This window comes from Gordonia sp. NB41Y, from assembly GCF_030718915.1.
GTDB classification, from domain to species: domain Bacteria; phylum Actinomycetota; class Actinomycetes; order Mycobacteriales; family Mycobacteriaceae; genus Gordonia; species Gordonia desulfuricans.
In genome coordinates, this window is sequence record NZ_CP132196.1 from 3,297,710 (window position 1) to 3,324,265 (window position 26,556).

A 26,556-nucleotide genomic window follows, 5' to 3' on the forward strand; every position below is an offset into this window, starting at 1 on the left:
TGCAAAAGTGATAGTCAACTATCGCTGCGGGAGTCTGCTATCACTTGTGGGGGTTGTCAAACGCTGACGGGAGATGGTGGGTATGGATTCGCCCGCGCTACGGGTCGATGCGATGGCGAGTGTGACGAGGATCGTCGACGCCGCCCGGCAGGTGTTCTCCGCAGGTGACGGCTCCGGGACGCTGAACCGGATCGCCAAGGAGGCCGGGGTGGGAATCGCCACGCTGTACCGGCATTTCCCGAATCGGGAGGCGCTGGCGATGGCGGTCTACGACGAGGTGTACTCCGCCGAGATCCAGCCGATCTTCGAGCAGTTCGAACGCACCGATGCGCCCAGGGAGATCTTGTTGCAACTGGGGGAGCGCCTGCTCGAGGTGTTCGACCGTGAACGCGGACTGGCGGCGTCGCTGGGCAACGTCGCCACCGCCACGCGGACGCTGATGCGACGCAACATGGTGACGATCGGCCCGGCGGTCGCACGTGCGCAGGCGGCGGGGAATCTGCGGGCCGACATCGTCGCCGACGACATCCCCAACCTGATCACGATGATCGCCGCGGGGTTCGGGTCGGTGCCGCCGGGGCCCGAACGGCGCCGGTACCTCAGTCTGTTGCTCGACAGTCTCAATCCTGCTCAGGCCCAGCCGCTGCCGGTGGTCTGAGTCTCGGGGAGGCCGGGTCTGGTCGCACCGGGCTTGGGTCACACCGGGCTTGGGTCGCACCGGGCTTGGGTCACACCGGGCAGGCGACGCGGCGGTTCCCGCTCAGCGCAGCTGCCGGCCGGGTGCGGCCGGTTGCCGCTCGGCGACGACGCGTGCCATGGCGTCGCGGAACGCCCGGATCGCCGGGTGATGTGCGCGGCCGGTCCGGGCGGCGGTGTAGAGCGTGCGGCGCGGGTTGCCCGGCAGGGCGAACAGTTCGATCCCGCGGGGATCACGGCCGGCGATGAGTGCGGGGACGAAGGCGAGGGCGTGTCCGGTGCGGACGAGGTGGGCGTGCAGGATCGGGTCGGGGCCCTCGAACCGGATTCGCGGTTCGAAACCCGCGGCGTGACACATGCGTTGGGCCCAGTCCCCGGCAGAGGTGTCGGGCGGGTCGAGTGCCCACGGGACGTCGGCGAGTTCGGCGACCGTCTCCGGGGTGCACGCCCACGGCCCCTCGGCCGGGACGACGAGGTACATCGGGTCGTCGACGAGGTCGGCGCGATCGGCCCCGGGCCGCACGGGCTCGGGCAACCCGGGGAACTCCTCGCCGAGGATCACGTCGAACTCGTGTGAGAGCAGACCGCTGTAGGCGTCGTCGACCTCGCGCTGGATGATCTCGATCTGCAGGCGCGGGTACTCGGCGTCGAGCAGGGTGAGCACCGACGGTGCGATCTCGACGACGACGCTCTGGAACGATGCCACCCGCAGCGTGCCGTGCACCTCGGGCTGGGTGGCGGCGAGGTCGGCCTCGGCCTGTTCGAGCCGGGCCAGGATCGCATCGGTGTGCCCGACCAGGGTCAAGGCGGCATCGGTGAGGCGCACCCCACGGCCGACGCGTTCGAGCAGGGGGACCCCGGCCTCGCGTTCCAGGAGCGACAGCTGCTGCGAGATGGCCGACGGCGTGTAGGAGAGCGCCTCGGCGACCTGCGCGAGGGTGCCACGCAGATGCAGCTCTCGCAGGATTCGCAGGCGCGGGACGCTGAGCATGGGATCTCCCGGATCGATGGCTGCCAAAAGATTAGTAGAACTTACTGGATATCGAAAGAAACGTGAACTGGACTGAGGGGAGCAGCGGGCGGATGCTGGGACGGTGATGACGGGAGTGCGCCAGATGAGATCCGCCGGGGGTACCCGGCAGGCAGTGGCCCTCGTCGCCGGATCGTGTATCTCGCTGCAGTTCGGTGCCGGACTGGCGGCGAATCTCTTCCCCACGCTGGGGGCCTGGGGGACCACGGTGCTGCGACTGGCGATCGCGGGGATCGTGCTGTGTGCGGTGGCCCGGCCGCGGATCGGCGGCTGGACCCGGCCGCAGTGGCGGTCGGTGCTCGCGTTCGGCCTCGCGATGGCCCTGATGAACGGCTTCTTCTATGCCGCGATCGCCCGCATCCCGCTCGGTGTGGCCGTCTCCATCGAATTCCTCGGTCCCCTGGTGCTGGCGGCGGTGCTCTCGCGCCGGCGCGCCGATCTCGCATGGGTGGGCCTCGCCCTGCTGGCGATGACCCTGCTGGGTGTGGAGAGCGTCCTCGACACCGTCGGCCTCGACCTGGTCGGCGTCGGATTCGCGCTGGCCGCGGGCGCGGCATGGGCCGGCTACATCCTCACCAGTTCGGTTGTCGGAGAGAAGATCCAGGGTAGCGGGGGACTGGCCGTGGCGGTGATGATCGCCGCGGTGGGAGTGCTGCCCGTCGGCCTACAGGGGCTGGTCCACGCCCACGTCGACGCCACGATCGTCCTGCTGGCGGTGGGGATGGCGGTGTTGTCGTCGGTGATCCCGTACACGCTCGAACTCGCTGCGCTGCGCCGGATTCCACGCCACGTCTTCGGCGTGCTGCTGAGTCTGGAACCGATGGCCGCAGCACTGGTGGGCTGGATGCTGCTCGGACAGGGGCTTCCCCCGATCCGGGCCACGGCCATCGTCCTGGTGATCTTCGCCAGCGTCGGTGCCACGCTGACGCAGGCGCGATCGTCGGCTCAGCTGGTGCGCCAGCGGGAGATCCGCGAGGAGTGCTCGGGCGACAGGTGTGCCAGCGGCTGCATCGACGCGGCCATCCCGAGCACGGATTCCAGTGGACTGGTGCGCGATTCCTGAAGCAGGCGCTTGGCCATCCGGAGTGCCTCGGACGGGTTCTTGGTGATCCGGTCGGCCAGTTCCCTTGCAGCGGTGATTAACTCGTCATGGGCAACCACGCGACTGACCATGCCCCACTCGAGGGCGGTGGCGGCGTCCACCTTGTCGCCGGTGAAGGTCATCTCGGCGGCACGGGCATAGCCGACGGCGCGGGGCAGGAACCAGGTGCCGCCGTCGCCGGGGATCAGGCCGACCTGCACGAAGCTCTCGGCGAAGGACGCACGCTCGGAGGCGATCCGGATGTCGCACATCATCGCCAGGTCGCAGCCGGCTCCCACCGAGGCGCCGTTGACCGCCGCGATGATCGGCACCTCGAGTCGCGAGAACGCCCGCGGGATGCGCTGGATGCCGTCGACGTAGGCGCGGCGCTGCGCGCGCTCGTCGACGCCGAACATCCCGGTGCGATCGGCCATCTCCTTGACGTTGCCGCCGGCGGAGAAGATCTTGCCCGCGCCGGTGAGGACGATCGCCCGCACCTCGAGGTCGGCGTTCGCCGCGTCCACCGCCGCCTCGAAGGCCTTCACGAACTCCGTGCCGGTGATCGCATTGCCGACGTCGGGCGAGTTGATCGTCCAGACCTGGACCGGTCCGGAGGTGGCGATGTCGAGGGGGGTGTCCATGCGGTCGGGGGTGTCCATGGCGTGGCCTTTCACGGTCGGTGCGGGGGACCTGCACCGACCGTAGCGGTGAGCCGGGCCACAGGTTCGGGCCGCCCCGCTCACACTGACGTGTGGGCTACCCCGCCCAGACCGAGCGGGCGCCTGAATCGCCGACCAGATAGATCATCACGATCGAGCCGATCGCCGTGACGATCACCCCGGCACCCAACACGATGCTCACGATGCGGGCGACTCCGGGTGAGACGGTGACCGGGAGGCGGGACATGATGGCCTCTTCGTGGAGTGCCCAGAACAGCACGATCGTGACGAACAGGGGAGCCACCCAGCCGATCATCATGCCGCCGAGTTCGGTGTGATGGTACAGGTCGGGTGTCTTCGGGGTCACCTTCTCCAGGGCTTCGCCGGCCGAGGTGGTCAGTGGGGTGGCGATCATCGCCACGAGTGCGACCAGCGGGGTGAACCAGCCGAGCCGGCGGCGGGCGGCGGGCCAGAGGACCGCGAGCAGACCCAGGATCGCGGCGAGTGGGATCACGACCACGGTGAGATGCACGAAGAGCGGGTGAGCCGGGAGTCCGCGAATGGTGTCCATGGGCTGCAGTATCCGCGGCCCGCGCTGAGGAGTTGCTGAAGTCGCCGATTTGCGTGGACCGGCGTCGTCCCGGCGCTCGCCGCCTATCGCCCGGGTCGACCGTCGTCGGGGTGCAGGACCTGGGCCTCATAGGCGGTCCGGGTGTCCGACCCGCGGACGGCCTTGACCTGGTTCGGTACGGCCAGCCGCATCAGGAGATCCCGGACCCGCTGCGGCAAGACGTTGGACACCCGCACCAGCGGGCCCACATAGCCGGGCAGGTTGACCTCGAACCGGGGCTTGCCGATCACCTTGACCACCGCGGTCGCGACGTCGGCGGGGGTGAGCATCGCCGCGGCACCGGTGGCGGTGCCCTTGGCGAGTTCGGTGTCGACGACGGTCGGCATGATCATCGACAACTCCACGCCGCTGCCCCGCAGTTCCTCGCGCACCGCGGTCAGATAGCCGAGCACGCCGTGCTTGCTGGCCGCATACGAGGCCTCCCCGGGCGGGGCCAGTCGCGACGCCGCCGACGCCACGGTCACGATGTGGCCGCGGCCGCGGTGACGCATCCGGGGTGCGGCCAGCCGGACGCCGCGGATGACGCCGTGCAGATTGACCGCCAGCATCCGATCGGTGGCGGCGTCGGGTTCGGTGTCGAACGGTCCGACCCACATCACCCCGGCGTTGTTGACCAGTACATCGATCGGCCCCAGCCGGGCCTCGGTGGCGTCGAGGAATCCGCGGAACGAGTCCGTGTCGGTCACGTCGAGGGCGAAAGCCGCTATGTCGCCGGATAATTCGGCAGCAGTACGCTCGGCCGCGGGGAGGTCCCGGTCGCCGATCGCCACGCGTGCGCCCGCCGCTGCGAGTGCCGCGGCGATCTCACGCCCGATCCCCTGTGCACCGCCGGTGATGGCCACCACGCGCCCGGTGATGGGTGGTGTCCTCGTCATCCTGCCCCGCCTCCCCTAAGTGACATGCCGCCATGTCAGATGATGTGTGATCAGTGTCGCACACCATGCAGGCCGCGGGCGACGACCGCCTCGAGGACTCGCTCCGACGCACGGTAGGGCTCGGTGTCCCGCGGCCAGTGCACGATCACGTCGGTGAAGCCGAGTTCGGCTGCGCGCCCGATCATCTCGTCGTACAGATCGATGCTCTCGAATGCGGTGCGCGGCGATGCGTCCAGACTGATCAGACGGGCGAATCCGTTGGTGCGTCCGGCCGCCGACAACGTCTCGTCGAGCAGCGCGCAGTTGCGGGCGATCCCGTCGAACCAGTCGTCGAGACCGTCGGCCGTGGTACCGGTGGTCACCCAGCCGTCGCCGGTGCGGGCGGCGTAACGCACCGACCGCGGTCCGTTGCCCGCGAGCAGCAGCGGCACCCGATCGCGGACCGGGCCGCCCACCAGCCGCATGTCCCGCGCCGAGTAGTACGTCCCGCCGAAGTCGACGTGATCGTCGCGCAACGTGCGGTCGAGCAGCTCGGTGAACTCCTGTAGCCGGTCGACGCGCTGTTTGGGCGGGAGCCGATCGCTGCCGAGGACGGTGTCGTCGGGGGTGCCGCCCGCGCCCAGGCCCAGCAGCAGCCGGCCGTCGGAGATGTCGATCAGGGTCTGGATCTCCCGGGCGAACGACACCGGATGCCGGAAGTTCGGCGAGGCGACGAACGTGCCGAGCCCGATGGTCGAGGTGGCCGTGGCCGCCGCGGTCAGCGTCGGGACACAGGAGAACCACCGCGAGTCGGGCAGGCCGCCCCACACCAGATGGTCGTAGGTCCACACATGGTCGAAGCCCATCGCCTCCGCCCGCTCGTACAGCGGTCGCGACTGGCGCCAGGTCAGGTCCGGGAGTATGCAGATGCCGATACGCACCCGACGAGCCTATCCAGCCCGTTGTCGGAGGTGTGTGGTTGATTGGTCGGCATGGGGGACCGATGGCCGACGCAACAGGTGCTGGCGCTCGCGCCGGACGCGTCGTCGGCCGCGGCGGGCCGCAAACTCGGCTCACCGGTGCCGTGGAGTGACACCGGGGCCACCGATCGGGTGGTGTGGGGATCATGTGCGGGCAGCGGCAAGAAGCCCTATCAGGCGGTCGTCGAACTGTCGGGGCCCGCCTACACGTGCTCGTGTCCGTCGCGGAAGTTCCCCTGTAAACACGTCCTCGGTCTGCTGCTGTTGTGGAGCGAGGGCGGCGTCCCTGACGCGGGTGAACCCGCCGACCACGCCGCCGCATGGCTCGCCGGGCGCGCCGCACGAGCCGCCGCCACACCCTCAGCAGCGGCCGCGCCGAAGGACCCGAAGCGGGCGGCCAAGAATGCGGCCCAGCGCGCCGAACGCGTCACCACCGGTCTCGACGAACTGCGGATGTGGCTCGGTGACCAGGTCGGACACGGGCTCGCGGGGCTCGAGGCCGATGCCTACGCCCGATTCGACGCCGTCGCCGCCCGCCTGGTGGACGCGCAGGTACCCGGGATGGCCAATCGCGTCCGCCGGCTGCCCGCGGTGCTCTACGCACCCGACGACGCCACCGATTCCCGCGCCGACTGGCCGTCTCGGCTGCTGCAGGAGTTCGGCGCCCTGTGGTCGCTGGCCGCCGCCCACGACCGACTGCCCGACCTCCCCGACGAATTCGCCGCCACGGTGCGTCGCCACATCGGCTATCCGGTGGCCAAGGCCGACGTGCTGGCCCGGCCCGCCGTCGTCGACGACTGGCTGGTGCTCGGCCGCCGGGACACCGAGGAAGACCACCTGCAGGCCCGGCGCACCTGGTTGCGCGGTGCCCACACCGGGCGTTTCGGTCTGATCCTCGACTACGCCCCGGCCGGCGGCACCCTCCCGGCCCGGCCACCCGTCGGCCGGGTGGGCCACGCCGCGCTGCACTTCTATCCGGGAGCGCCCGGCCATCGGTGCCTCCCGGCCGACACCGACCCGGCACCCGCACCCGACACCCCCGAATCGGCAGCGCAGGATGCGGAGATCGCGGAACCGGCCACCCCGGAGATCACCGGCACCGACCTCGCCACCGCCCGTCGTGTCCGGGCTGCGGCGGTGGCCGGTGATCCCTGGATGTCGGGGTTCCCGGTGATCATCACCGGACGGCTCGGCACCACCGCCGACGGGCTCCCCGCACTGATCGACCGCACCGGCGACGCCGTCGGGCTGCGCGACGGTGAAGGACTCTGGCCCCTGCTGCTCGCGGTGACCGAGGGGGACGAGGTGCAGGTCTTCGGGGAGCTCGGTGCGCGGGGACTCGATCCGCTCACGGTGCATCGCGCCGGGGTGGTGACCGGGCTGTGACGTACTGGGAGAACGTGGTGGCCGCAGCATTGGTCGGCGTCCACAACCGCAGCGTCGGCACCGATGACGCCGATCCGCTGATCGGGGAGCGGATCGCCGAGCACACCGCCGACCCGGTCCGCCGCACCCTCGACACCGCCGCACTCACCGCCGTGGCCCGGCTCGCATCGGGGCCCGCCGGTGTGCAGGCGCAACCGATCCCGGCGGCACCCACCGATCCGCGGCCGCCGGTCTCCCCGACGGCCTCGACCTACGTCCTGCATGCTTTCTCGTTGTCGCGGTGGATGATCGACTGGTGCCTGGATCTGCTGGCCACCTCCGGCCGACGACCCACGGGCGGGCTGCTCACCAGTCTGCTGGTGAGGACCGCCCGGGACGCCGAGCACCGCGCGGTGATCGCGACCATCGTCGGCCCCCGCGGGCGGTGGCTGGCGGATCTGGCGCCGGAACTCGGTGCGGTGCTTCCTCATCCGGTCGACGGGATCGGCGGGGCCGAGCCCGATCCGGGGGCCTGGCTCCACGGCGACCTGCCCACCCGCGTCGCCCATCTCACCGCACTGCGCCGACGCGACCCCGGCGCGGCACGCGAGTTGCTGGAGCAGAGCTGGCCGGCCGAACCCGGTGCCGAACGCGACGCCTTCATCGAGGTGTTCGCCTTCGCACCCACCGCCGACGACGAGGCATTCCTCGAGCACGCCCTCGACGACCGGCGCCGCGCCGTGCGCGCCGGTGCGGTCCGTGCCCTCGATGCGATCGAGGGATCGGCACTCCGGCAGCGCATCTTCGCCGCCGCCGCACCGATGCTCACCGTCGAGAAACGGCGACTCGGCCGCCCCCGGCTGACGGTGCACCTGCCCGAACGACCCGGTCCGGCACTCGTGCGCGACGGTGTCGACCCCACACCGCCGCGCGGTATCGGTGGGGCGTCGTGGACTCTGCGGCAACTGATCTCACGGATCGACCCCACCGAGTGGGAGGCACACTTCGGGCGAGGTGCCGATGAACTCGTCGGCGGTGTCGACCCGGAGGAGAAGGCACTCGTCGCAGGCCTGTGCGCGGCCGCCGTCACCTACCGTGCCGCCGACTGGGCAGACGCCCTGATCGGGCACCCGGCCACCGAGTCCACGGAGGTCTTCGGCATCGCCCACCCCGAACGGCTCCTCGACCACGTCGGCACACAGCACTACTCGAGGGTGCTCGCCGCCCTGCAGGTGTTGCCCACACCATGGCCGGACAAGCTGTGCCTCAAGGTGTTCGGCGATCTGATCCGCACCCTCGAGACCGAGCTGCGGGTGACCCCACCCAGCGCGGCCGTCGTCGACCTGCTCGCCGTGGCCCTACCCGCCACCGACCGCTGGCAACAGATCGTCGACGACGCCCGTGCCCGCGTCCCCGTCGCACCCCGGCAACTCGCCGTCCTGGGTGAAGCCCTCCGCATCCGTTCGATACTCACCAGGGAGCTGACGTGACCACCGACAACCTGCTGCGCCCGCACGCCGAGCAACTGTTCGCCGCCGAACTCGAGGCCCTGGACGTCGCCGACACCGGCACCCGCCCACCGAGCTGGAACCTCTCACCGTCGGCGGTGGTCACCTATCTGATCGGCGGCACACTCGACGACGGCACCGAGATCACCCCCAAGTACATCGGGCCGCGCCGGCTCATGGAGATCGCCGTCGCCACCCTGGCCACCGACCGTGCACTCCTGTTGCTCGGCGTGCCCGGAACCGCCAAGACCTGGGTGTCCGAACACCTCGCCGCCGCGATCAGCGGCACCTCCACTCTGCTGGTGCAGGGCACCGCCGGAACCCCGGAGGAGGCCATCCGTTACGGCTGGAACTATGCGCGCCTGATCAGCGAGGGACCCAGCCGCGACGCGCTGGTCCCCTCCCCGGTGATGACCGCGATGGGCGAGGGCCGGATAGCCCGCATCGAAGAGCTCACCCGCATCCCGTCCGATGTCCAGGACGCGCTGATCACCGTACTGTCGGAGAAGACGCTGCCCATCCCCGAACTGGCCGCCGAGGTGCAGGCCGCCAAGGGATTCAGCGTGATCGCCACCGCCAACGACCGCGACCGCGGCGTCAACGACCTCTCCTCGGCGCTGCGCCGCCGGTTCAACACCGTCGTCCTGCCACTGCCCGCGACCGCCGAGGAGGAGGTGGAGATCGTCACCTCCCGGGTGGCCGCCCTCGGCAAGTCGCTGGAACTGCCCGAACTGCCCACCGCCGCCGAGGAGATCCGCCGCGTGGTGACCGTGTTCCGCGAGTTGCGGTCGGGGGTCACCGAGGACGGCCGCGCCAAGGTCAAACAGCCCAGCGGCACGCTGTCGACCGCCGAGGCGATCTCGGTGATCACCCACGGGATCGTCATGGCGGCACATTTCGGGGACGGCACGCTGCGGCCCGCCGACGTCGCCGCCGGTATCCACGGCGCCGTGGTCAAGGACCCGTCGTCGGACTCGGTGGTGTGGACCGAATACCTCGAGGGCGTGGTGCGCGACCGCACCGACTGGGCCGACTTCTACCGCGCGGCACGCGGGGCGCTGCGCTGAGGTGGTGGCGATGACACCCCACGTCCTCGGCATCCGCCACCACGGGCCCGGGTCGGCGCGCGCGGTGATGGCCGAGCTCGACCGCCTGCGCCCGGACGCGGTGCTGATCGAGGGCCCCGCCGACGCCGACGCACTGATCGCGACGGTCGCCGACCCCGATCTGCGTCCACCGGTGGCATTGCTCGCCTACGCCGCCGACGACCCCGGCACCGCGGCGTTCTGGCCGTTCGCCGAGTTCTCCCCGGAATGGCAGGCGCTGCGCTGGTCCGTGAGAGCCGGTGTGCCGGTACATTTCTGCGACCTGCCCGCCGCGCAGACGCTCGCCCATCGTGCCACGCCGCAACGCGACCCGGCCGAACCCGAACCCGCCGGACAGACCGACCTGTTCGACGAGCCCGCCGACGAGTCCGCCCGTATCGCCCGCGCCGACCCGATCGCCCTGCTCGCGTCGGCGGCCGGCTACGACGACCCGGAACGCTGGTGGGACGACGTCGTCGAAACACGCGGTGACAGCGGCGGTTTCGATGCGATCACCGAGGCGATGGGGGCGCTGCGCCAGGAGATCGGGGAGCTCGGTGAGGACGGCCACGACCTGCGCCGCGAAGCCCACATGCGCCAGATCCTGCGCAAGACACTCAAACTGCCCGGGGTGGAACGGGTTGCGATCGTCTGTGGCGCCTGGCATGCGCCGGCGCTGGCCGGGAAACTGCCACCGGCCGCCCACGACGCGAAGCTACTCAAGGGCATGCCCAAGCTGCGGACCAAGCTCGCCTGGGTGCCGTGGACCCATTCGCGGCTGGCCGGCGCGAGTGGATACGGCGCCGGGGTGATCTCGCCCGGCTGGTATCACCACCTGTTCACCACGTCCGACGACGTCGTCGTGCGCTGGCTGATCCACCAGGCCGATCTGTTGCGGGAGAAGGACATCGACGTGTCCTCGGCGCACATCATCGAGACCGTGCGCCTCGCCGAGACGCTCGCGGTGATGCGCCGCCGGCCACTCGCCGGACTCGCCGAGATCTCCGAGGCCACCCTCGCGGTGATGTGTCAGGGCGATTCGGGGCTCGCCGATCTCATGTACCGCGAGGCGGTGATCGGCGAACGGCTGGGTGAGGTGCCCGCCGACGCGCCGGTGGTGCCGCTGCAGGCCGATCTCACCGCGAGCGCCAGATCGGCCCGGCTCAAACAGGATCCGCGGGCCAAGGAGCTCGACGTCGACCTCCGGCGGCCGGTTGATCGTGCGAAATCGGTGCTGCTGCACCGGCTGGGCATCATCGGCATCCCGTGGGGTGTGGCTCGCGACGTCACCGGCAGCGGCACGTTCAAAGAGGGCTGGACCCTCACCTGGAAACCCGAGTTCGTCGTCGAGGTGGTCATGGCGTCGGTGTGGGGGACCACCGTGACGGCGGCGGCCACCGCACGGATCACCGACCGGGCGGCGTCGGGTGCGTCCCTGGCGGAGATCACCGGGGCGCTCGAGGCGGCTCTGCTCGCCGATCTCGCCGAGGCGCTCCCCGCCGTGCTCACCGCGCTCGCCGACCGCGCCGCGATCGACCACGACGTCGAACACCTGATGGCGGCGCTGCCCGCACTGGGACGCGCCCGCCGTTACGGCGACGTCCGCGGCACCGACGTCACCGCACTCGGCACCGTCGCCTCGGCATTGCTGGTGCGGATCTGCGCGGGACTGCCCGCCGCGGTCACCGGCCTCGGCGACGACGCCGCCGCCGAACTGAGGACCCGACTCGACGCCGTCCACGAGACCGTCGCCCTGCTCGATCCGGATGACCGCACCCGCTGGGTCACTGCGCTGACCGCACTCGCCGCACGCCACGACGTGAACGGCCTGCTGCTCGGCCGCGTCACCCGACTCCTGCTCGACGGCGGGCAGATCGCTGCCACCGAGGCCGCCGACCGGCTCACCTATGCCCTCTCCGGCGGCGCCACCCCGATCGCGAAAGCCCGGTGGATCGAAGGATTCCTCGGTGACGGCGGCCTGCTGCTGGTGCACGATCGTGAACTGCTCGGCATCCTCGACAACTGGCTCATCACCCTCGCCGAACGCGACTTCGTCGACGTCCTGCCGCTGCTGCGACGCACCTTCGGGGTGTTCGATCCGTCGGTGCGCCGCAACATCGGCGACCGGGTCGCCAACCTCGACGGCCGGGCCGCCCCGGCCACTCCGACCACCGCCTTCGACCGGGAACTGGCCGCCCCCGCGGTCGCCGTCGTCGCCGACCTGCTGGGACTGTCATGACCCGACCCGAGAACCCCGACACCCCCGTCGGCAGCACCAGCCGGGACACCGCCACCGACCGGGACACCACCGACCGGGACCGGCGCTGGCGGCTGGTCCTCGGTGCCGCCGCCGAGGACTCGCTGACGACCCTGTCCGGCGCCGACACCGCGATGGACGGCGCCCTCGGCAAGCTCTACGACCAGTCCGGTGATCGCCGTGGCGGACTGGGAAGATCGGCACCCGGTGTGGCCCGCTGGCTCGGCGACATCCGCGAGTACTTCCCGACCACCGTCGTGCAGGTGATGCAGCGTGACGCCGTCGAGCGGCTCAACCTGCATGCCCTGCTCGCCGAACCCGAGATGATCGACGCCGTCGAACCCGACATCGACATGGTCACCATGCTGATCGGTCTGGGCCGCGCGATCCCGGCCAAGTCCAAGGCGTCGGCGCGGGCGCTGGTCCGCAAGGTCGTCGACGAGGTGGAACGCCGCATCGCCGACCGCACCCGCAGCACCCTCGGGGCCGCCCTCGACCGGTCGGCGCGCACCCTCCGCCCGCGGTTGCACGACATCGACTGGAATGCCACGATCGCCCGCAACCTGCGCCACTACCTGCCCGAACAGAAGACCATCGTGCCCGAACGGCTCGTCGGCCACGGGCGGCGCTCGCAGCGTGTCAGCAAGGACATCGTCATCGCCATCGACCAGTCCGGGTCGATGGCGGCGTCGATCGTCTACGCGTCGATCTTCGGGGCGGTGATCGCCACGATGCGTGCCATCCGCACATCGCTGGTGGTCTTCGATACCAGCGTCGTCGATCTCACCGACAAACTCGACGACCCGGTGGACGTGCTGTTCGGCACCACCCTCGGCGGCGGCACCGACATCAACCGTGCGATCGCCTACTGCCAGGGGCTCATCGACCGTCCCGACGATTCCATCTTCGTGCTCATCTCCGACCTGTACGAGGGCGGCGTGCGCGACGAGATGCTCAAACGGATCCACCAGATGCGCGACGACGGCGTGCAGGTGATCGTGCTGCTCGCGCTGTCGGACGAGGGTGCGCCCGCCTTCGACCGGGAGATCGCCGGCGACCTCGCCGCGATGGGTGTCCCGGCGTTCGCCTGCACCCCGGATGCCTTCCCCGACCTGCTCGCCGTCGCGATCAGCCGGGGCGACATCGTCGGCTGGGCCGATGCCAACGAACTGTCCCGCCGCGGCATGGACGACTGACCGGCAGGGCCGATCGGCGTCACCTACCAGCCGGTTCGGGCCCCGACGGCGCATGTCTCGCGCGACAATGAAGCCGCCGCATCGTCGCACCGGAAGGACCCGCAAATGTCCGAGTTGCCCGAGATCACCGACGAAGAGATGGACACCATGATCCCCATGGCCCGTCACTATTCGGTGGTCATCCTCCGTGAGGGCCCCGAGTACGGTTCGCCCGAGGCGAAGCCGATCATCTGGGAGCACGGCCGACGGAACTTCGCGCTGCGCGCCGCCGGTGCACTCGCGGTGGTGATGCCGGTCGAGGACGCCACCGATGTCTGCGGGGTGGGGATCTTCGACCGTTCCGTCGAGGAGACCGCCGCACTGATGTCCGACGACCCGGGCGTCCAGGCCGGGGTGTTCACCTTCGACGTCCATCCTGCACGCGGCTTCCCAGGCGACTCGCTGCCCACCTGACCTGCGCTTTCGTCCCCGCCGACCCCCGCCCGTAGACTGGGCGGGCGTGCCGAGCGGAGGAGAACGCGGATGACCGAGGACCTCGTGGTGCTCGTCGACCCCGCCGGACACCCCGTCGGAACCGCCGATCGCACCACCGTGCACACCACCGACACCCCACTTCACCTGGCCTTTTCATGCCATCTGGTGGACGGTGAGGGTCGTCTGCTGATGACCCGGCGGGCACTGGTCAAACGCACCTGGCCGGGGGTGTGGACCAACTCGTTCTGCGGACATCCGCGCCCTGGGGAGTCCTTCGACGACGCCGTGCACCGGTATGCGGTCCGCGAACTGGGCGTCGAGATCGCCGATCTCCGCTGCGTGCTGCCGGACTTCCGCTACCGCGCCGTCGATGCGAGCGGCGTGGTGGAGAACGAGGTGTGCCCGGTCTATCTGGCCCGGCCGGTCGGCACGGTGCGCCCCGACCCCGACGAGGTGATGGAGTTCGCGTGGACGCCGATCGCCGACATCTGGGCGGTGGCCGAGCGCAGTCCGTGGTTGCTCAGCCCGTGGTTCGTCGATCAGGTCGACGCACTCGGTTCCGCCGAGGACCCGTACCGGGCGGCCACGCGGGAGAACTGATGGGACTGCGCAGGACCCGCGTCGATCACGCGCGGCCGGCCGACCGCTACGACGCGGTCGCCGATGCCAGTGCGGCGCTGGTCATCCGCTCCTACTCGTCGTCGTTCGGGCTGGCCAGCGGACTGCTCGCCCCGCAGATCCGCGGCGACGTCCGCAACATCTATGCACTCGTCCGCGTCGCCGACGAGATCGTCGACGCACCGCGGCCCGACCAGGACGCCGCCCAGCGTCGCCTGGCGCTCGACCATCTCGAGGCGCAGACCCTCGACGCCATCGGGTCCGGTGCCAGCACCAACCTGATCGTGCATGCCTTCGCCCGCACCGCACGTCGAACCGGGATCGACGGCTCTCTGATCACACCGTTCTTCGCGTCCATGCGCGCCGATCTCGACCCGCAACCGCATGACACCGCGAGCCTGCAGACCTATATCCACGGGTCGGCCGAGGTGATCGGCCTGATGTGCCTGCGGGTGTTCGTCGCCGAACTGCCCGAGCCGGAGACCGTCTACCGTGAGCTGTCCGAGGGCGCCCGGCGGCTCGGGGCCGGATTCCAGAAGGTCAACTTCCTGCGTGATCTGGGTGTCGACGGAACCGACCTCGGGCGCGGCTATCTGGTGGATCTCGACCCGGCCGATCCCGACGAGGCGGTGTGGCGGGCCTGGCTCGACGACGTCGACGCCGACCTCGCCGCGGCCGCGACGATCATCCCGCGGCTGCCCGCCGACAGCCGGATCGCCGTGTGCGTGGCCCACGATCTGTTCGCCGAGCTGTCGGCGAGACTGCGGGCCACGCCGGCCCGGGTGGCCGCGCGCCACCGGGTACGGGTGTCGGGGCCGGTCAAACTGCGGATCGCAGCCCGTGTGGTGTTCCGTGGGGGGATGCCGGTCGAGAGTGTCGGGGGAGTCGGAAAACGATGAGTGACAACGGTTCTCGGGTAGCGATCATCGGTGGTGGGGTCGCGGGTCTGGCGACCGCGGCGCTGCTGGCCGAGGACGGCCACGACGTCGAGGTGTTCGAGAAGAACCCCGACCTCGGTGGTCGTACGGGCTCGTGGGAGCACGATGGATTCCGGTTCGACACCGGACCGTCGTGGTGGCTGATGCCCGAGGTGTTCGAGCACTTCTTCGCCTTGCTCGGCACCTCCGTCGCCGAGCAACTCGACCTGGTCACCCTCGACCCCGGATACCGGGTGTTCTTCGACGACGCCCCGCCGCTGACCGTGGCGGCCGGCGCCGAGGCCAACATTGCGATCTTCGATGGTCGGGAAGCCGGTGCCGGCCAAGCACTCTCGGACTATCTGGCATCGGCGCGGGACACCTACCGGATCGCCGTCGACCGTTTCCTCTACACCAACTTCGACACCCTCCGGTCATTCACCGCACCGGAGGTACTCGCCCACCTGCCGAAGCTGGCCGTACTGCTCGGCCGGAGCCTCGGTGCCTTCATCGCCGATCGTTTCGGCGACCCCGGCCTGCGGCAGGTACTCGGCTATCCCGCGGTCTTCCTCGGCTCCTCACCGGGGCGTGCCCCGGCGATGTACCACCTGATGAGCCACCTCGATCTCGAGGACGGAGTGCGTTATCCCGCAGGTGGTTTCATCACCTTCATCGATGCGCTGGAACGGCTTGCCCGCCGTCGTGGGGTCCGGATACACACCTCGGCGACGGTGCTGTCGATCGGCACACGGCGTCAGGAACGCCGGGGCCGGGTGCGATGGGGACGGGGTCCACGGGGACGGGTGCCATGGGGACGGGGCGAGACGGTCAGCGGCGTGGACGTCCGGTTTGCCGACGGCACCTACCGTCGGGTCGACGCCGACATCGTGGTGGGTGCCGCCGACCTGCACCACCTCGAGACCCGCCTGCTGCCCAGGCATCTGCAGACCTACCCGCAGACATGGTGGGACCGGCACACCTCCGGGCCCGGTGCGGTGCTGGTGTTCCTCGGCGTCCGGGGCGAGCTACCGCAACTGGCCCATCATTCGCTGTTCTTCACCGACGACTGGGACACCAACTTCGACGCCATCTTCGGGTCGCCGACCCGCATCCCGGACCCGGCGTCGCTGTATGTGTGCCGGCCGTCGGCGACCGATGCGACCGTCGCCCCGGACGGCCACGAGAACCTGTTCGTGCTGATCCCGATGCCGGCGGATCCCTCCCTCGGGCACGGCGGGACGGACGGGACCGGGGCCGCGGCCGTCGAGCGGATCGCCGACGCCGCGATCGCCCGGATCGCCGACCGCGCGGGTGTTCCCGACCTCGCCGAGCGAATCGTGGTGCGCCGCACCACCGGGCCGGCGGACTTCGTCGACGACGTCCACTCGTGGTCCGGCGGTGCCCTCGGTCCCGCACACACCCTGCGGCAGTCGGCGTTCTTCCGTGCCGACAACATCTCCCGCAAGGTCGACGGCCTGTTCTACGCCGGCAGCAGCACCCGTCCCGGCATCGGACTGCCGATGTGCCTGATCTCGGCGCAGCTGGTCCGGAAGCGGTTGCGCGGAGACACTTCTCCCGGCCCCGAGGTCATCTGATCCGGTCCGGGGTGAGCACCGCCAGGCGGGCGGTGGCGCGGGTCATCGCGACATAGCGGTCGACGGCGGCGGTGATCCCGGCGGTCTCGGCCGGACCGACCAGCACCACCAGGTCGAACTCGAGTCCCTTGGTCTGCTCCGGTGTCAGCGACCGCACCCGATCCGGTAGGGCGGTGGTGGGCACCGCATCGGCCGCCTCGGGTTCGACGATCACGCAGGCGGTTCCCTCCGGGTTGTCGGCGAGCCATCCGGTGAGGGTCGAATCCAGTTCGGCGACATGACCATAGGTCACCGGTATGTGTGAGCGCCGGATCGATGTGGGGATGTTGGCGTCCGGCAGCACCGCCCGGATCACCGGTGCGGCGACCTCCATGATCTCCTCCGGCGTGCGGTAGTTGACGTTCAGGCCGGCCAGGGTGATGTCGGACAGGCCGATCCGGGTGAGTCGCTGTGACCACGATTCGGTGAAGCCGTGGCGTGCCTGTGCCCGGTCCCCGACGATGGTCAGGCTGCGGGTGGGGCATCGGGAGACGAGCATCGCCCACTGCGCATCGGTGAGCTCCTGGGCCTCGTCGACGACGATGTGGGCGAAAGTCGCGTCGAGCGGATCCCGATGGGGCTCATCGATTCCCGACTCGTCCATCAGCACCTCCCGGAGATCCTCGCTGCGGAGCATCGACGCGAGACCCTCGCCGTCGTCGTAGGTGTGGGCGGCGAGCAGATCGTCGACCACCTGATCCATCTGGGCGCGTTGCGCGGCGAGCGCGGTCTCGCGTCGCCGGCGCTTGCGGGAGAAGTCCGGATCGCCGAGTCCGCGGCGTGCGAGGTCGAGGAACGGCAGGTCGGCGTCGGTCCACGGCGAACCCTCGGGACGCTCGAGGATGCGACGCCGGTCGGCAGGCAGTGCCGGCGCGCAGTACGCGAGAAAGGCGGGCACCGCCCACAGATCGGCGACGAGGGTCGGCCCGTCGAGGACCGGCCAGGACCGGGCGAAGGCCTTCCGCAGATCGGTGTTGCCGCTCACAGCCGCTCGCAGTTGCCCGACCCCCGAATCGATGTCGGCGTGCTTGTCGAGGACCGTCTGTACCAGGGCATCCCACACGTCCTCGCGGGTTTCGTTGTGGGGCACCGAGGGATCGGCGGCGTCGAAGGCTGCGGCCCACTCCGCCGGGGTGATGGTGACCTCGTCCCACGGGGTGTCGATGGTCGTCGGCGAGGCCGGCGGCTGCTGATAGAACCGGATCGCCGCGTCGATCGTCGTCAGCGGATCGAGGTGTGCCTTGAGACCGGCCACCGCGGAATCGGATTCGTCGACGGCATCGGCGCCCTCGGGAACCATGTCGCGCAGGGTGCACGTGCGGACGCCCTCCTCGCCGAGCGCCGGCAGGACGTCGGAGATGTAGGCGAGATACGGTTCGTGTGGTCCGACGACGAGCATCTGCCCCCGGTTCCCGCCGAGCCGGGGGTCGGCATAGAGAAGATAGGCCGCACGGTGCAGGGCGACAACGGTTTTACCGGTTCCCGGGCCGCCGTCGACGATCAGCGCGCCGTGGCTGCCGGCCCGGATGATGGCATCCTGGTCGGCTGCGATGGTGCCGAGCACGTCCCGCATCCGGGGTGAGCGGGCCGCCTCGAGGCTTGCGATGAGAGCCGAATCGTCGTCAAGGGCCAGCCCGTCGGTGCGCTCGCCGAAGGCCTCGTCCCAGTAGTCGACGATCCGGCCGTGCGCCCACCGATACCGGCGGCGGCTGCCCAGACCCATCGATCGGGCGGCGGTGGCCGCGAAGAACGGTTCGGCCATCGGGGTGCGCCAGTCGACGAGCAACTGCCGACCGCCGGTGTCGGTCAGTCCGATTCGCCCGATGTAGACCGGCTCGGTGCCGTCGGCGGGGACGATCCGGCCCAGGCACAGATCCTGGCGGTGACGACGCAGCGACTGCAGCCGATCGGTCGTCTGGTGGATCTCCAGGTCGCGGTCGACGGCGCGCCGTCCGCCGCCACCGGCCTGCCTACGTAGCGCGGCGAGACGGTCCTCGAGTGAACGGATCGACGTGGCAAGGCAATCGGCGACGGCGGTGAGGTGACGGTCGTCGTCGGCGACGAGCTCGGGTGCGGTCTTGTGACCCAGGGAGTCGGGGAGGTCGAAGGTGCTGGTGGAACCGGGAGCGCCGGTGGCGCGCGAGATCATGGCGCCCATTGTGCGACGCCGACGGGCCCTTGCCGCAAGCCCCGGTCCTCGCGTTACAGTGAAAGGGGAAGATCAGTGGGAGTATTCGTCCATCTTCACGTCCCGCGCCGCCCACCACGCCGACAATGCTTGGACGACAACCGGAATCCCGAGCATCCCGAGTGCGATCGTCCACGACCCGGTGAGATCGTGGAGCGCGCCGGTGACGAACGGCCCGAGTGCGGCCAGGACATAGCCGATCGACTGCGACATCCCCGACACCTGCCCGGTCTGCTGGGGTGAGGAACTGCGCAGCACCATGAACAACAGGACGAGGCTGATCGAGGATCCCGGGCCGACCAGCGTCAGGATGGTCCACAGCACCGGGACGTGACCGATGGTGAGCAGCCCGGTGAGTCCGACGGCGGTGAACGCCACCGCGACCAGGGTGATCACCCGCTGATCGGCGAACCGGCCGGCGATGATCGGCGCGATCAGCGAGGCGAACAGGGCCACCGTCTGCCCGATCGCGAGCACGGTGCCGGCGGCGGCCGCGGTGTGGCCCTCACTGATCAAATACGTGGGCAGCCAGGCGCTGAAGGTGTAGAAGATCAGCGACTGGGCGGCCATGAAGATGGTGATGGCCCAGGCGATCGGGTTGCGGTACAACGATCCTCGTCGCGCCACCGTCTCCGGTCGGTGCCGCGTCAGCTGCGGGAGCCAGCAGCATGCGGTGATCACGGCGAGGATCGCCCACGACGCGAGACTCATCCGCCAGTTGCCGTCGAATGCGTGGTTGATCGGCACGATCACCCCCACGGCCACCGCGGCACCACCCGACAGCGTCATCGAGTACAGGCCCGTCATCAGGCCGGAGCGGTGCGCGAAGTCGCGTTTGATCAGGGCGGGCAGCACGACATTGCAGATGCCGATCGCGATGCCGACCACCGCGGAGCCCAGGAACAGGCAGGCGGTGTCGGGGATCAGGCGCAGCAGGGAGCCGACGATCAAGAGCAGCAACGAGCCGAACACGGTCCGTTCGATCCCGAACCGGGCGGCCAGTGGTGGGGCGAGCGGTGAGACCAGGCCGAAGAACAACACCGGCAGGGTGGTCAGCATCCCGGCCATGGCGCTGCTGTAGCCCTCGTCGCGGGTGATCTCGTCGAGCAACGGCGACACCGCGACCACCGCGGGGCGCAGGTTGGCGGCGACGAGCATGATCGCCACCGCGGTGAAGACGGTGAACAGGCTGCTGCGGCCCCCGGGGCCGGTGCCGGCGGTGATACCGGCGGCGGTGATGTCGGGCTCGGTGATGTCGGGGTGAGCGCGACCGGTGTCGGGGGAGTTGCCGGTGGCCGTCACCGGGCAGCGTCCCGCGCGGTGACGTCCAGGGCCGTCTCGAGGTAGCGGTGTACCGCGTCGCGGGCGCGGGCGGGGTCGGCGTCGGCGATGGCCTCGACCACGTCGTGGTGTCCGCGGGGGTGTCCGGTCCCGCTGGTCGCGTCGGCCAGATCGCGGTGGTTGCGCCGCATCACCTCGCCGATGCCGTCGTAGAGCTCGATCAGCAGAGGGTTGCGGGACGCCGTGACCACCGCACTGTGGAACTCGAGGTCGAGGAGCGCATACCGCTCGACGTCCCCGGCGTCGAGGGCCGCGACGGTGTCGGCGAGCAGGGCCTTCAGCCCGGTGACGGTGTCGGCGTCGGCGTGCTGTGCGGCCAGTGCCGCGGCTTCTGATTCGAGTGCGCGCCGGGTGGTGATCAGGTCGGTGATCTCGGGATCCGGGGTGCAGCGCGAGATGGCTCCGGCCAGTGGATTGCGTCCGCACACGTAGGTGCCGTCACCGCGGCGCGGGGCGAGCAGCCCGGCGTGTTCGAGGGCACGCACGGCCTCGCGGATGGTGTTGCGGCCGACGCCGAACAGCTCGACGAGTTCGGGTTCGGACGGGATGCGGGTCCCCATCGGCCACTGGCCGTCGCGGATCAGTTGACTCATCCGGTCGACGACGAGCGAGCTGGTCCGCGCGGGAGGGGTGATCAACGGCACCGAAAGAGCCTAACATCCCATGTTTACGCTCGCGGGTTCACGACCCGTCCTTGCGGTACTGCCGCAGGGTGGCCAGCTCGGCAGCGATCCGGTCGGCGTCCGGACCGTCGTGCCAGGTGGGGCGGTGATCGTGGGGTCGGTGGGCACGGGTGGCGATCCCCGCGAGATGGCCCAGCGGGATCGGGTGGGGGTCGCCGACCTTTCGGTGCGTGCGGTAGACGACGGCGGCGATGGGGACGACGACGAGAACGGTCAGGGCGATGGTCAGGGTGGCGGTGAATGCGGTGCTCATGACAGAAATCATCCGGGCGATAACTTTCTGCCACCAGTGGCAGTCACGCCAATATCCACAAAGTTTCTGCCATACTGGGTGGGTGTTGAAATCCATCGGTGTGCTCCTCCACGGCAACGTCGCACTCTTCGAGTTCGGCGTGCTCAGCGAGGTCTTCGGACTCGATCGCACCGACGACGGGGTACCGGCGTTCGATTTCCGCGTCGCGTCCCCGACTCCCGGGAACGCGCTGAACGTCGGCAACGGCGTGACCGTCGCCGCCCCCTACGCCCTCGAGGATTGTCGCGACGTCGACCTCGTGGCGATTCCGGGCGGAAGCATCGCGAACGACTATCCCGAGGAGATCCTCGAGACGATGCGGGCGGTCGTCGACAACGGTGGCCGAGTGCTCACCGTCTGCTCGGGTGCCTTCGTCGCCGGCGCCGCCGGACTCCTCGACGGTCGACGCTGCACGACGCACTGGCGTTACGGGGCGAGGCTGGCGCGGATGTATCCCCGCGCCGAGGTCGACACCGACGTCTTGTTCGTCGACGACGGGCCGGTCACCACCAGCGCGGGCACCGCGGCCGGGATCGACGCCTCGTTGCACCTGGTGCGCGAGGCGTGGGGACCGACTGTCGCCAACCGGATCGCCCGTCGTATGGTGGTGCCACCGCATCGTGACGGTGGCCAACGGCAATACGTCGACGCGCCGGTGCCCACCTGCACCGACGAGGGCTTCGGCGAACTGCTCGACTGGATGGTCGGCCATCTCGACGAGGACATCTCGGTGGACGATCTCGCCGTACGGATGCACATGTCGGGGCGGACCTTCGCCCGGCGCTTCGTCGACGAGGTGGGGCTGTCGCCGCGTCGCTGGCTCACCGAGCAGCGGGTGATGAAGTCGAAGAGTCTTCTCGAATCCACCGACATTCCGGTGGAAGAGGTGGCGCGTAAGGTGGGTTTCGCGTCGGCGACGCTGTTGCGTCATCACTTCCAGGCGTCGGTGGGTGTGGCGCCGCTGGTCTACCGGAAGCGGTTTGCGTCCGGGGCGGCCCGCGCCTGAGTGCGCTCTCCATGCAAAGGGGCATGAGATGTTCGAACTGTCCGATCTCGAGATCCCGGTCGTCGCCGCGCCGATGGCCGGTGGGCCCAGCACCACCGCTCTGGCGATCGCAGTGAATCATGCTGGTGGACTGGGCTTTCTGGCCGCAGGCTATGCCGACCCCGGTGTGCTGGCGGGGCAGATCGAGGAAGTCCGTGTCGCCGCCGGTGCGCCGTTCGGCGTCAACATCTTCGTCCCCGGACTCCCGGTCCGCGACCGTGTCGCAGTCCAGGAGTATCGGGAGTCGCTGCGGCCGTTGGCCGACCGGTACGGAATCGACCTGCCCGACATCGTCGAGGTGGACGACGACGGCTACCGCACGAAACTCGATCTGGTGATCGAGCATCGGGTGCCGGTGGTGTCGTTCACCTTCGGTCTGCCGTCCGCGGAGGATGTGGCTCGATTGCACGATGCCGGGATCTTCGTGGTGAGCACCGTCGCCGATCCCGACGACGCCGATCGGGCGGTGGCCCTGGGTGTCGACGCGCTGTGCGTACAGGGTGTGGAGGCCGGTGGCCACCGCGGGACGCTCGACCTCGATGCGGTGCCGAATACGACACCCACCGTGAGGTTGGTGCGAGAGGTGGTGGACCGCAGCGATGTTCCGGTGATCGCTGCCGGGGGGATCGGCGACGGTACGGCGATCATCGCCGCCTTGGCCGCGGGTGCGAGTGCGGTGCAACTGGGTACGGCACTGCTCGACACCGACGAGGCGGGCACCAAGCCGACCCATCGGGCGGCGCTGCGCGACCCGCGGTTCACCGAAACCGTTGTCACCCGCTGCTTCTCGGGGCGGTACGCACAGGCGCTGCGGAATCGGTTCACCGATACGTACTCGCCGTCGGCTCCCGCCGAGTATCCGGCGCTGCACCACCTGACCAGTCCGCTCCGCAAGGCCGCCGCCGCGGCAGGCGACGCCGACGACCTGAATCTCTGGGCAGGCCACGCCTTCCGATCGGCGCCCACCGGACCGGCAGCCGAGGTGATCACGACCCTGTGGGCCGACGCCCGTAGGGGCTGACTGCTCGGTCGTCTCGGCGTCACGGTGGTGGTTGCGTTGGGGAGTTCGGCCGGCGGAGGTTTCGACTCGACTCGTCGCTTCGCTCCTTGTCGGCTCAACCATCGTGGGGCGGTGGGTTTTTGACTGTAGCGTTGTGGTGCTTCGCTCCTTGTCGGATCGACCGTCGTGGGGTGGTGGTTGGTGGTTGGGTTGGGGAGTTCGGCCGGCGGAGGTTTCGACTCGACTCGTCGCTTCGCTCCTTGTCGGCTCAACCATCGTTTTGCATCTGTTTGTCTGCTCAATCAGTTAGGGCTGCACCATTATTCGATGGTTGAGCCGGGACCGAGCCGATAGGCGAGGACCCGTGTCGAAACCCGGTGAGACGAGGATGTCCGCAACCACCGACCGCGGTCACCCGAGCCGGCGCAGCTCCCGGGCGAGCAGGTGCAGCGACACGGTCACCGAACGCTCGCGGACGGCGGCCCGATCACCGGGCAGATGCAGAGTGCGGGTGAGGGTTTCCCGGCCGGCGATCGCCACGCCGAAGCACACCGTCCCGACCGGCTTCTCGGGCGAACCGCCACCCGGTCCGGCGACACCGCTGGTGGAGACCGCGGTGTCGGCACCGAAACGGGCCAGTGCCCCTTCGGCCATGGCCGCCGCCACCGGCTCGCTCACGGCACCGAACTCGGCGATCATCGTGTCCGGGACGTCGAGCACCCCGGATTTGACGCTGTTGGCATACGAGACCGCGCCGCCCAGAACGTAGTCCGAGGAACCGGGGCGATCGGTGAGCCGTGCGGCGATCAGCCCGCCGGTGCACGACTCGGCGGTGGCGATCAGCCGGCCCTGCAGGAGGCCGGCGATCTGATCGTCGATGGTGGCGCCGTCGGTGGAGAAGATCTGTGTCTCGTGGTGGGACAGGAGTGCCTGTGCCAGTGAGGTGTACGAGTCGGCGGCGGTGGCGGGGAAGCGCGTCACGATCTCCACCTCACCGCGACGCAGGCAGGTGGTGATCTCGAGATCGTCGAAACCGGGGATCTGCGGCTCGATCGCCCGCAGCGTCGCGGCCAGCTCGGATTCGGGGAGGCCGAACGCTCGGATCGTCTCCTGCCGGTGCTCGGTCCGTCCGGCGATGGCGGCGGCGACCGGATCGGCGGCCAGCGCCCCATCCCACATGCCCTGCAGTTCCCGGGGCGGGCCGGGCAGGATCAGGATCGCGGGCACCGGCGCATCGGCGTCGGCGACCGCCGGGATGGCCACACCCGGAGCGGTTCCGACCGGTGGGATCGACTGTGCCCCTTCGGGAACCAACGCCTGCTTGCGGGTACCGGCACGGGTGGCCTCCGGGTCGAGACCGCCGGTGCCGCGGGCGCGTTGCCAGCGCGCGACGATCTCGCCGATCCGGGCTTCGAGCTGCGGATCGACATGCAGTGGCCGACCACAGAAGTCGGCGACCGTCTCGACGGTGAGATCGTCGGCGGTGGGGCCGAGCCCACCGGTGGTGACGATCAGCGAGACCCGCTCACCGGCGAGGAACCGCAACTGTGCGGCGAGGTCTTCGGGCCGGTCGCCGCAGACGGTGATGTGGGCGACGTCGACGCCGAGTTCGAGCAGCCGCTGCGAGACCCAGGGGCCGTTCTGATCGGCGATACGGCCGCTGAGGACCTCGGTTCCGGTGACCACGATTCCCGCGCGTACATTCACCCCGCCGAGCATAGTGTTCACCACGCTCGACGGGGTGTGCCGACGGTGACCGATCGGTGCGGGCGCGGCCCTCAGTTGTAGTTGGGGTTGTTGAAGTACGGGATCTGGATACTGATCGGCATCCGTAGTTCGGCCATGTAGAACAGGACGAACTGGCGGAGGAATTCGTCGAACAGCCAATAGGTCTCGCGGGGGATGCCCGCGGTGAGCAGTCCCTCGCGGATCGCGACGTAGGGGCCCCACGCGGTCTCGAGCAGCGGACTCCACACCGGCTCGCGGGGGATGTCGAGCCAGTTGGCGATCTTGTCGCCCAGGACGAATCGCGTCAACGCGCCGAGCACGCCGCGCGAGAGCAGCGTGAGGTCGAGGTTCATGCCCAGGTCGAGCAGCATGTCGGCGAGCTTCTTGCCCTCCGGGGTGGGCGCCAGGATCGGGTCGAGGACCTGCTGTGCCTGCGCATCCGCGGCGTCCCAGGAGTTGGGGATGTACTGGTCCTGGACGCCCAGCATGTGTGCGGTGATCTGCCAGGAGTGCAGGAACCCGGCGGACTCGTCGGCGGCGATCGGCACCTTCCACTTGCGCAGGTTGCGCATCACCGACGTCGGCAGGCTGTGCCAGGTGACCATGATGTCGGCCTGCGAGATCGGGACGTCCTCCGGCGCCGACCGCACCCAGTGCGCCGACCGCGGCAGCAGATGCCGCACCCCGGCATGGGCCATGCGGGTCTTGACACAGGTCACGATCATCTCGCCGCCTGGCTGGTAGGCGTTCAGCGAACCGATGTCATAGCCGAGCTTGGCGGTCTTGGAGATGCGGTCCTTGAGGTCCCAGCCGCCCTTGGAGTAGTAGACCGCGCGGGCCTCCTTGGGGATGACGGTGCTCATCATCCCGCTGGCGAAGCCGTAGAGCACGCCGAGGTAGGTGCCACGTTTCTGGTTGAAACGGACTGCGGCCGCGAGCTTGTCGTGGTCGGTCCAGGCCGGCAGTTGCCGGGCGTGCTCGATGAAGTCACGCAGGTCCGACGGCAGCCCGGCCGGCAGGGGCTGGGAGTTGGTGCGCCAGTTCTTGAGGATGGCATTGACCGATTCGACCTGCCCGCTGTCGATGACGCGCGCGATGACCTGATCGGCCTCGTCGTCCCAGACCGCGTGGGGATCGGTGCCGCTGCCGACCCCCGGCACCGAGTGCGCCGGTGACCACGTCCACGGCGTCGCCTGTGTGATGGATGCCAGGGCACCGACGGCGCCGAGCGTGCCCCCGGCACGCAGGACGGCACGTCTGTTGAGGTGTTCCCGGTTGAGCTGATTCATGTGTC

Annotated in this window: 24 protein-coding genes; 13 read left to right on the top strand and 11 right to left on the bottom strand. The window is 69.8% G+C overall.

What is annotated here, in order from left to right; translation table 11 throughout:
* Nucleotides 1–82 precede the first annotated feature (82 nt).
* Nucleotides 83–658: a TetR/AcrR family transcriptional regulator gene (locus Q9K23_RS14245; protein ID WP_053778383.1), complete on the top strand. Its 576-nt coding sequence runs from the start codon at nt 83–85 to the stop codon at nt 656–658.
* Nucleotides 659–760: 102 nt separating this feature from the next.
* Here Q9K23_RS14245 and Q9K23_RS14250 read toward each other — a convergent pair whose 3' ends face one another.
* Complete coding sequence (locus tag Q9K23_RS14250; protein ID WP_305950165.1) at nt 761–1,687, bottom strand: LysR family transcriptional regulator; 927 nt, start codon at nt 1,685–1,687, stop codon at nt 761–763.
* A 124-nt stretch (nt 1,688–1,811) separates the two neighbouring features.
* On the opposite strand from Q9K23_RS14250, the gene Q9K23_RS14255 reads away from it, so the two are divergent.
* On the top strand, nt 1,812–2,789 hold the full coding sequence (locus Q9K23_RS14255) for an EamA family transporter (protein ID WP_152972878.1): 978 nt from the start codon (nt 1,812–1,814) through the stop codon (nt 2,787–2,789).
* On the opposite strand, the gene Q9K23_RS14260 is transcribed toward Q9K23_RS14255, so the two are convergent.
* The 4 genes from Q9K23_RS14260 to Q9K23_RS14275 all read right to left on the bottom strand — a co-directional run bounded on the left by Q9K23_RS14260 (nt 2,672) and on the right by Q9K23_RS14275 (nt 5,892).
* Complete coding sequence (locus Q9K23_RS14260) at nt 2,672–3,448, bottom strand: crotonase/enoyl-CoA hydratase family protein (protein ID WP_305950547.1); 777 nt, start codon at nt 3,446–3,448, stop codon at nt 2,672–2,674. The genes Q9K23_RS14255 and Q9K23_RS14260 overlap by 118 nt on opposite strands.
* A 115-nt stretch (nt 3,449–3,563) precedes the next feature.
* Nucleotides 3,564–4,037 carry a DUF2231 domain-containing protein gene (locus Q9K23_RS14265; RefSeq protein ID WP_020792854.1) on the bottom strand — a complete coding sequence of 158 codons (474 nt, stop codon included), beginning with the start codon at nt 4,035–4,037 and terminating at the stop codon, nt 3,564–3,566.
* A gap of 83 nt (nt 4,038–4,120) precedes the next feature.
* Entirely contained in the window at nt 4,121–4,972 is an 852-nt protein-coding gene (locus tag Q9K23_RS14270; RefSeq protein WP_053778384.1) for an SDR family oxidoreductase, read from the bottom strand.
* Nucleotides 4,973–5,022: 50 nt separating this feature from the next.
* On the bottom strand, nt 5,023–5,892 hold the full coding sequence (locus Q9K23_RS14275) for an LLM class flavin-dependent oxidoreductase (RefSeq protein ID WP_020793920.1): 870 nt from the start codon (nt 5,890–5,892) through the stop codon (nt 5,023–5,025).
* A gap of 51 nt (nt 5,893–5,943) precedes the next feature.
* On the opposite strand from Q9K23_RS14275, the gene Q9K23_RS14280 reads away from it, so the two are divergent.
* The 9 genes from Q9K23_RS14280 to crtI all read left to right on the top strand — a co-directional run bounded on the left by Q9K23_RS14280 (nt 5,944) and on the right by crtI (nt 16,946).
* Nucleotides 5,944–7,317, top strand: a complete 1,374-nt coding sequence (locus Q9K23_RS14280) for an SWIM zinc finger family protein (RefSeq protein WP_305950166.1) — start codon at nt 5,944–5,946, stop codon at nt 7,315–7,317.
* Nucleotides 7,314–8,786 carry a DUF5691 domain-containing protein gene (locus tag Q9K23_RS14285; protein ID WP_053778386.1) on the top strand — a complete coding sequence of 491 codons (1,473 nt, stop codon included), beginning with the start codon at nt 7,314–7,316 and terminating at the stop codon, nt 8,784–8,786. The genes Q9K23_RS14280 and Q9K23_RS14285 overlap by 4 nt, the downstream gene beginning before the upstream one ends.
* On the top strand, nt 8,783–9,871 hold the full coding sequence (locus Q9K23_RS14290; protein WP_020793887.1) for an AAA family ATPase: 1,089 nt from the start codon (nt 8,783–8,785) through the stop codon (nt 9,869–9,871). The genes Q9K23_RS14285 and Q9K23_RS14290 overlap by 4 nt, the downstream gene beginning before the upstream one ends.
* A gap of 10 nt (nt 9,872–9,881) precedes the next feature.
* Nucleotides 9,882–12,128 carry a DUF5682 family protein gene (locus Q9K23_RS14295; RefSeq protein ID WP_053778405.1) on the top strand — a complete coding sequence of 749 codons (2,247 nt, stop codon included), beginning with the start codon at nt 9,882–9,884 and terminating at the stop codon, nt 12,126–12,128.
* Entirely contained in the window at nt 12,125–13,342 is a 1,218-nt protein-coding gene (locus Q9K23_RS14300; RefSeq protein ID WP_082366067.1) for a VWA domain-containing protein, read from the top strand. The genes Q9K23_RS14295 and Q9K23_RS14300 overlap by 4 nt, the downstream gene beginning before the upstream one ends.
* Before the next feature lie 114 nt (nt 13,343–13,456).
* Nucleotides 13,457–13,795 carry a hypothetical protein gene (locus Q9K23_RS14305; protein WP_187343586.1) on the top strand — a complete coding sequence of 113 codons (339 nt, stop codon included), beginning with the start codon at nt 13,457–13,459 and terminating at the stop codon, nt 13,793–13,795.
* A 69-nt stretch (nt 13,796–13,864) separates the two neighbouring features.
* Nucleotides 13,865–14,416, top strand: a complete 552-nt coding sequence (idi, locus tag Q9K23_RS14310; RefSeq protein ID WP_020793181.1) for an isopentenyl-diphosphate Delta-isomerase — start codon at nt 13,865–13,867, stop codon at nt 14,414–14,416.
* Nucleotides 14,416–15,333: a squalene/phytoene synthase family protein gene (locus Q9K23_RS14315; protein WP_053778387.1), complete on the top strand. Its 918-nt coding sequence runs from the start codon at nt 14,416–14,418 to the stop codon at nt 15,331–15,333. Before idi ends, Q9K23_RS14315 begins: the two co-directional genes overlap by 1 nt.
* Nucleotides 15,330–16,946 (top strand): phytoene desaturase family protein, encoded by a 1,617-nt coding sequence (gene crtI / locus Q9K23_RS14320; RefSeq protein ID WP_053778388.1) that lies wholly within the window; start codon nt 15,330–15,332, stop codon nt 16,944–16,946. Before Q9K23_RS14315 ends, crtI begins: the two co-directional genes overlap by 4 nt.
* Here the strand turns inward: crtI and helR are convergent.
* The 4 genes from helR to Q9K23_RS14340 form a co-directional block, all read right to left on the bottom strand.
* Nucleotides 16,939–19,134 (bottom strand): RNA polymerase recycling motor ATPase HelR, encoded by a 2,196-nt coding sequence (gene helR / locus Q9K23_RS14325; protein ID WP_053778407.1) that lies wholly within the window; start codon nt 19,132–19,134, stop codon nt 16,939–16,941. The genes crtI and helR overlap by 8 nt on opposite strands.
* 72 nt (nt 19,135–19,206) lie before the next feature.
* Nucleotides 19,207–20,331: an MFS transporter gene (locus tag Q9K23_RS14330; RefSeq protein WP_082366068.1), complete on the bottom strand. Its 1,125-nt coding sequence runs from the start codon at nt 20,329–20,331 to the stop codon at nt 19,207–19,209.
* 140 nt (nt 20,332–20,471) lie between these two features.
* Nucleotides 20,472–21,158: an FCD domain-containing protein gene (locus tag Q9K23_RS14335; protein WP_261978073.1), complete on the bottom strand. Its 687-nt coding sequence runs from the start codon at nt 21,156–21,158 to the stop codon at nt 20,472–20,474.
* Nucleotides 21,159–21,195: 37 nt separating this feature from the next.
* The gene (locus Q9K23_RS14340) at nt 21,196–21,450 is read right to left on the bottom strand and encodes a hypothetical protein (RefSeq protein WP_020790628.1); all 255 of its coding nucleotides are present in this window, start codon (nt 21,448–21,450) and stop codon (nt 21,196–21,198) included.
* Between the two features lie 82 nt (nt 21,451–21,532).
* Here Q9K23_RS14340 and Q9K23_RS14345 point away from each other — a divergent pair, with 82 nt between their 5' ends.
* Together Q9K23_RS14345 and Q9K23_RS14350 are read left to right on the top strand one after the other, a co-directional pair.
* On the top strand, nt 21,533–22,495 hold the full coding sequence (locus Q9K23_RS14345) for a helix-turn-helix domain-containing protein (RefSeq protein WP_020790629.1): 963 nt from the start codon (nt 21,533–21,535) through the stop codon (nt 22,493–22,495).
* Between the two features lie 28 nt (nt 22,496–22,523).
* Complete coding sequence (locus Q9K23_RS14350) at nt 22,524–23,555, top strand: nitronate monooxygenase (RefSeq protein WP_020790625.1); 1,032 nt, start codon at nt 22,524–22,526, stop codon at nt 23,553–23,555.
* A gap of 390 nt (nt 23,556–23,945) precedes the next feature.
* On the opposite strand, the gene Q9K23_RS14355 is transcribed toward Q9K23_RS14350, so the two are convergent.
* The gene (locus tag Q9K23_RS14355) at nt 23,946–25,241 is read right to left on the bottom strand and encodes a competence/damage-inducible protein A (RefSeq protein ID WP_187343584.1); all 1,296 of its coding nucleotides are present in this window, start codon (nt 25,239–25,241) and stop codon (nt 23,946–23,948) included.
* A 71-nt stretch (nt 25,242–25,312) separates the two neighbouring features.
* A complete protein-coding gene (locus Q9K23_RS14360; protein WP_053778391.1) occupies nt 25,313–26,551 on the bottom strand; it encodes an oxygenase MpaB family protein in 1,239 nt (412 codons plus the stop codon).
* Nucleotides 26,552–26,556 lie beyond the last annotated feature (5 nt).

Excerpts from the sequence above, each read along its gene's own strand:
- Q9K23_RS14300 (WP_082366067.1), top strand. The coding sequence starts at position 12,125 with ATGACCCGACCCGAGAACCCCGACACCCCCGTCGGCAGCACCAGCCGG.
- helR (WP_053778407.1), bottom strand. The coding sequence starts at position 19,134 with ATGATCTCGCGCGCCACCGGCGCTCCCGGTTCCACCAGCACCTTCGAC.
- Q9K23_RS14350 (WP_020790625.1), top strand. The coding sequence starts at position 22,524 with ATGTTCGAACTGTCCGATCTCGAGATCCCGGTCGTCGCCGCGCCGATG.
- Q9K23_RS14260 (WP_305950547.1), bottom strand. The coding sequence starts at position 3,448 with ATGGACACCCCCCTCGACATCGCCACCTCCGGACCGGTCCAGGTCTGG.
- Q9K23_RS14330 (WP_082366068.1), bottom strand. The coding sequence starts at position 20,331 with ATGCTCGTCGCCGCCAACCTGCGCCCCGCGGTGGTCGCGGTGTCGCCG.
- crtI (WP_053778388.1), top strand. The coding sequence starts at position 15,330 with ATGAGTGACAACGGTTCTCGGGTAGCGATCATCGGTGGTGGGGTCGCG.
- Q9K23_RS14340 (WP_020790628.1), bottom strand. The coding sequence starts at position 21,450 with ATGAGCACCGCATTCACCGCCACCCTGACCATCGCCCTGACCGTTCTC.
- idi (WP_020793181.1), top strand. The coding sequence starts at position 13,865 with ATGACCGAGGACCTCGTGGTGCTCGTCGACCCCGCCGGACACCCCGTC.
- Q9K23_RS14255 (WP_152972878.1), top strand. The coding sequence starts at position 1,812 with ATGAGATCCGCCGGGGGTACCCGGCAGGCAGTGGCCCTCGTCGCCGGA.
- Q9K23_RS14265 (WP_020792854.1), bottom strand. The coding sequence starts at position 4,037 with ATGGACACCATTCGCGGACTCCCGGCTCACCCGCTCTTCGTGCATCTC.
- Q9K23_RS14250 (WP_305950165.1), bottom strand. The coding sequence starts at position 1,687 with ATGCTCAGCGTCCCGCGCCTGCGAATCCTGCGAGAGCTGCATCTGCGT.
- Q9K23_RS14360 (WP_053778391.1), bottom strand. The coding sequence starts at position 26,551 with ATGAATCAGCTCAACCGGGAACACCTCAACAGACGTGCCGTCCTGCGT.
- Q9K23_RS14315 (WP_053778387.1), top strand. The coding sequence starts at position 14,416 with ATGGGACTGCGCAGGACCCGCGTCGATCACGCGCGGCCGGCCGACCGC.
- Q9K23_RS14280 (WP_305950166.1), top strand. The coding sequence starts at position 5,944 with ATGGGGGACCGATGGCCGACGCAACAGGTGCTGGCGCTCGCGCCGGAC.
- Q9K23_RS14270 (WP_053778384.1), bottom strand. The coding sequence starts at position 4,972 with ATGACGAGGACACCACCCATCACCGGGCGCGTGGTGGCCATCACCGGC.
- Q9K23_RS14245 (WP_053778383.1), top strand. The coding sequence starts at position 83 with ATGGATTCGCCCGCGCTACGGGTCGATGCGATGGCGAGTGTGACGAGG.
- Q9K23_RS14295 (WP_053778405.1), top strand. The coding sequence starts at position 9,882 with ATGACACCCCACGTCCTCGGCATCCGCCACCACGGGCCCGGGTCGGCG.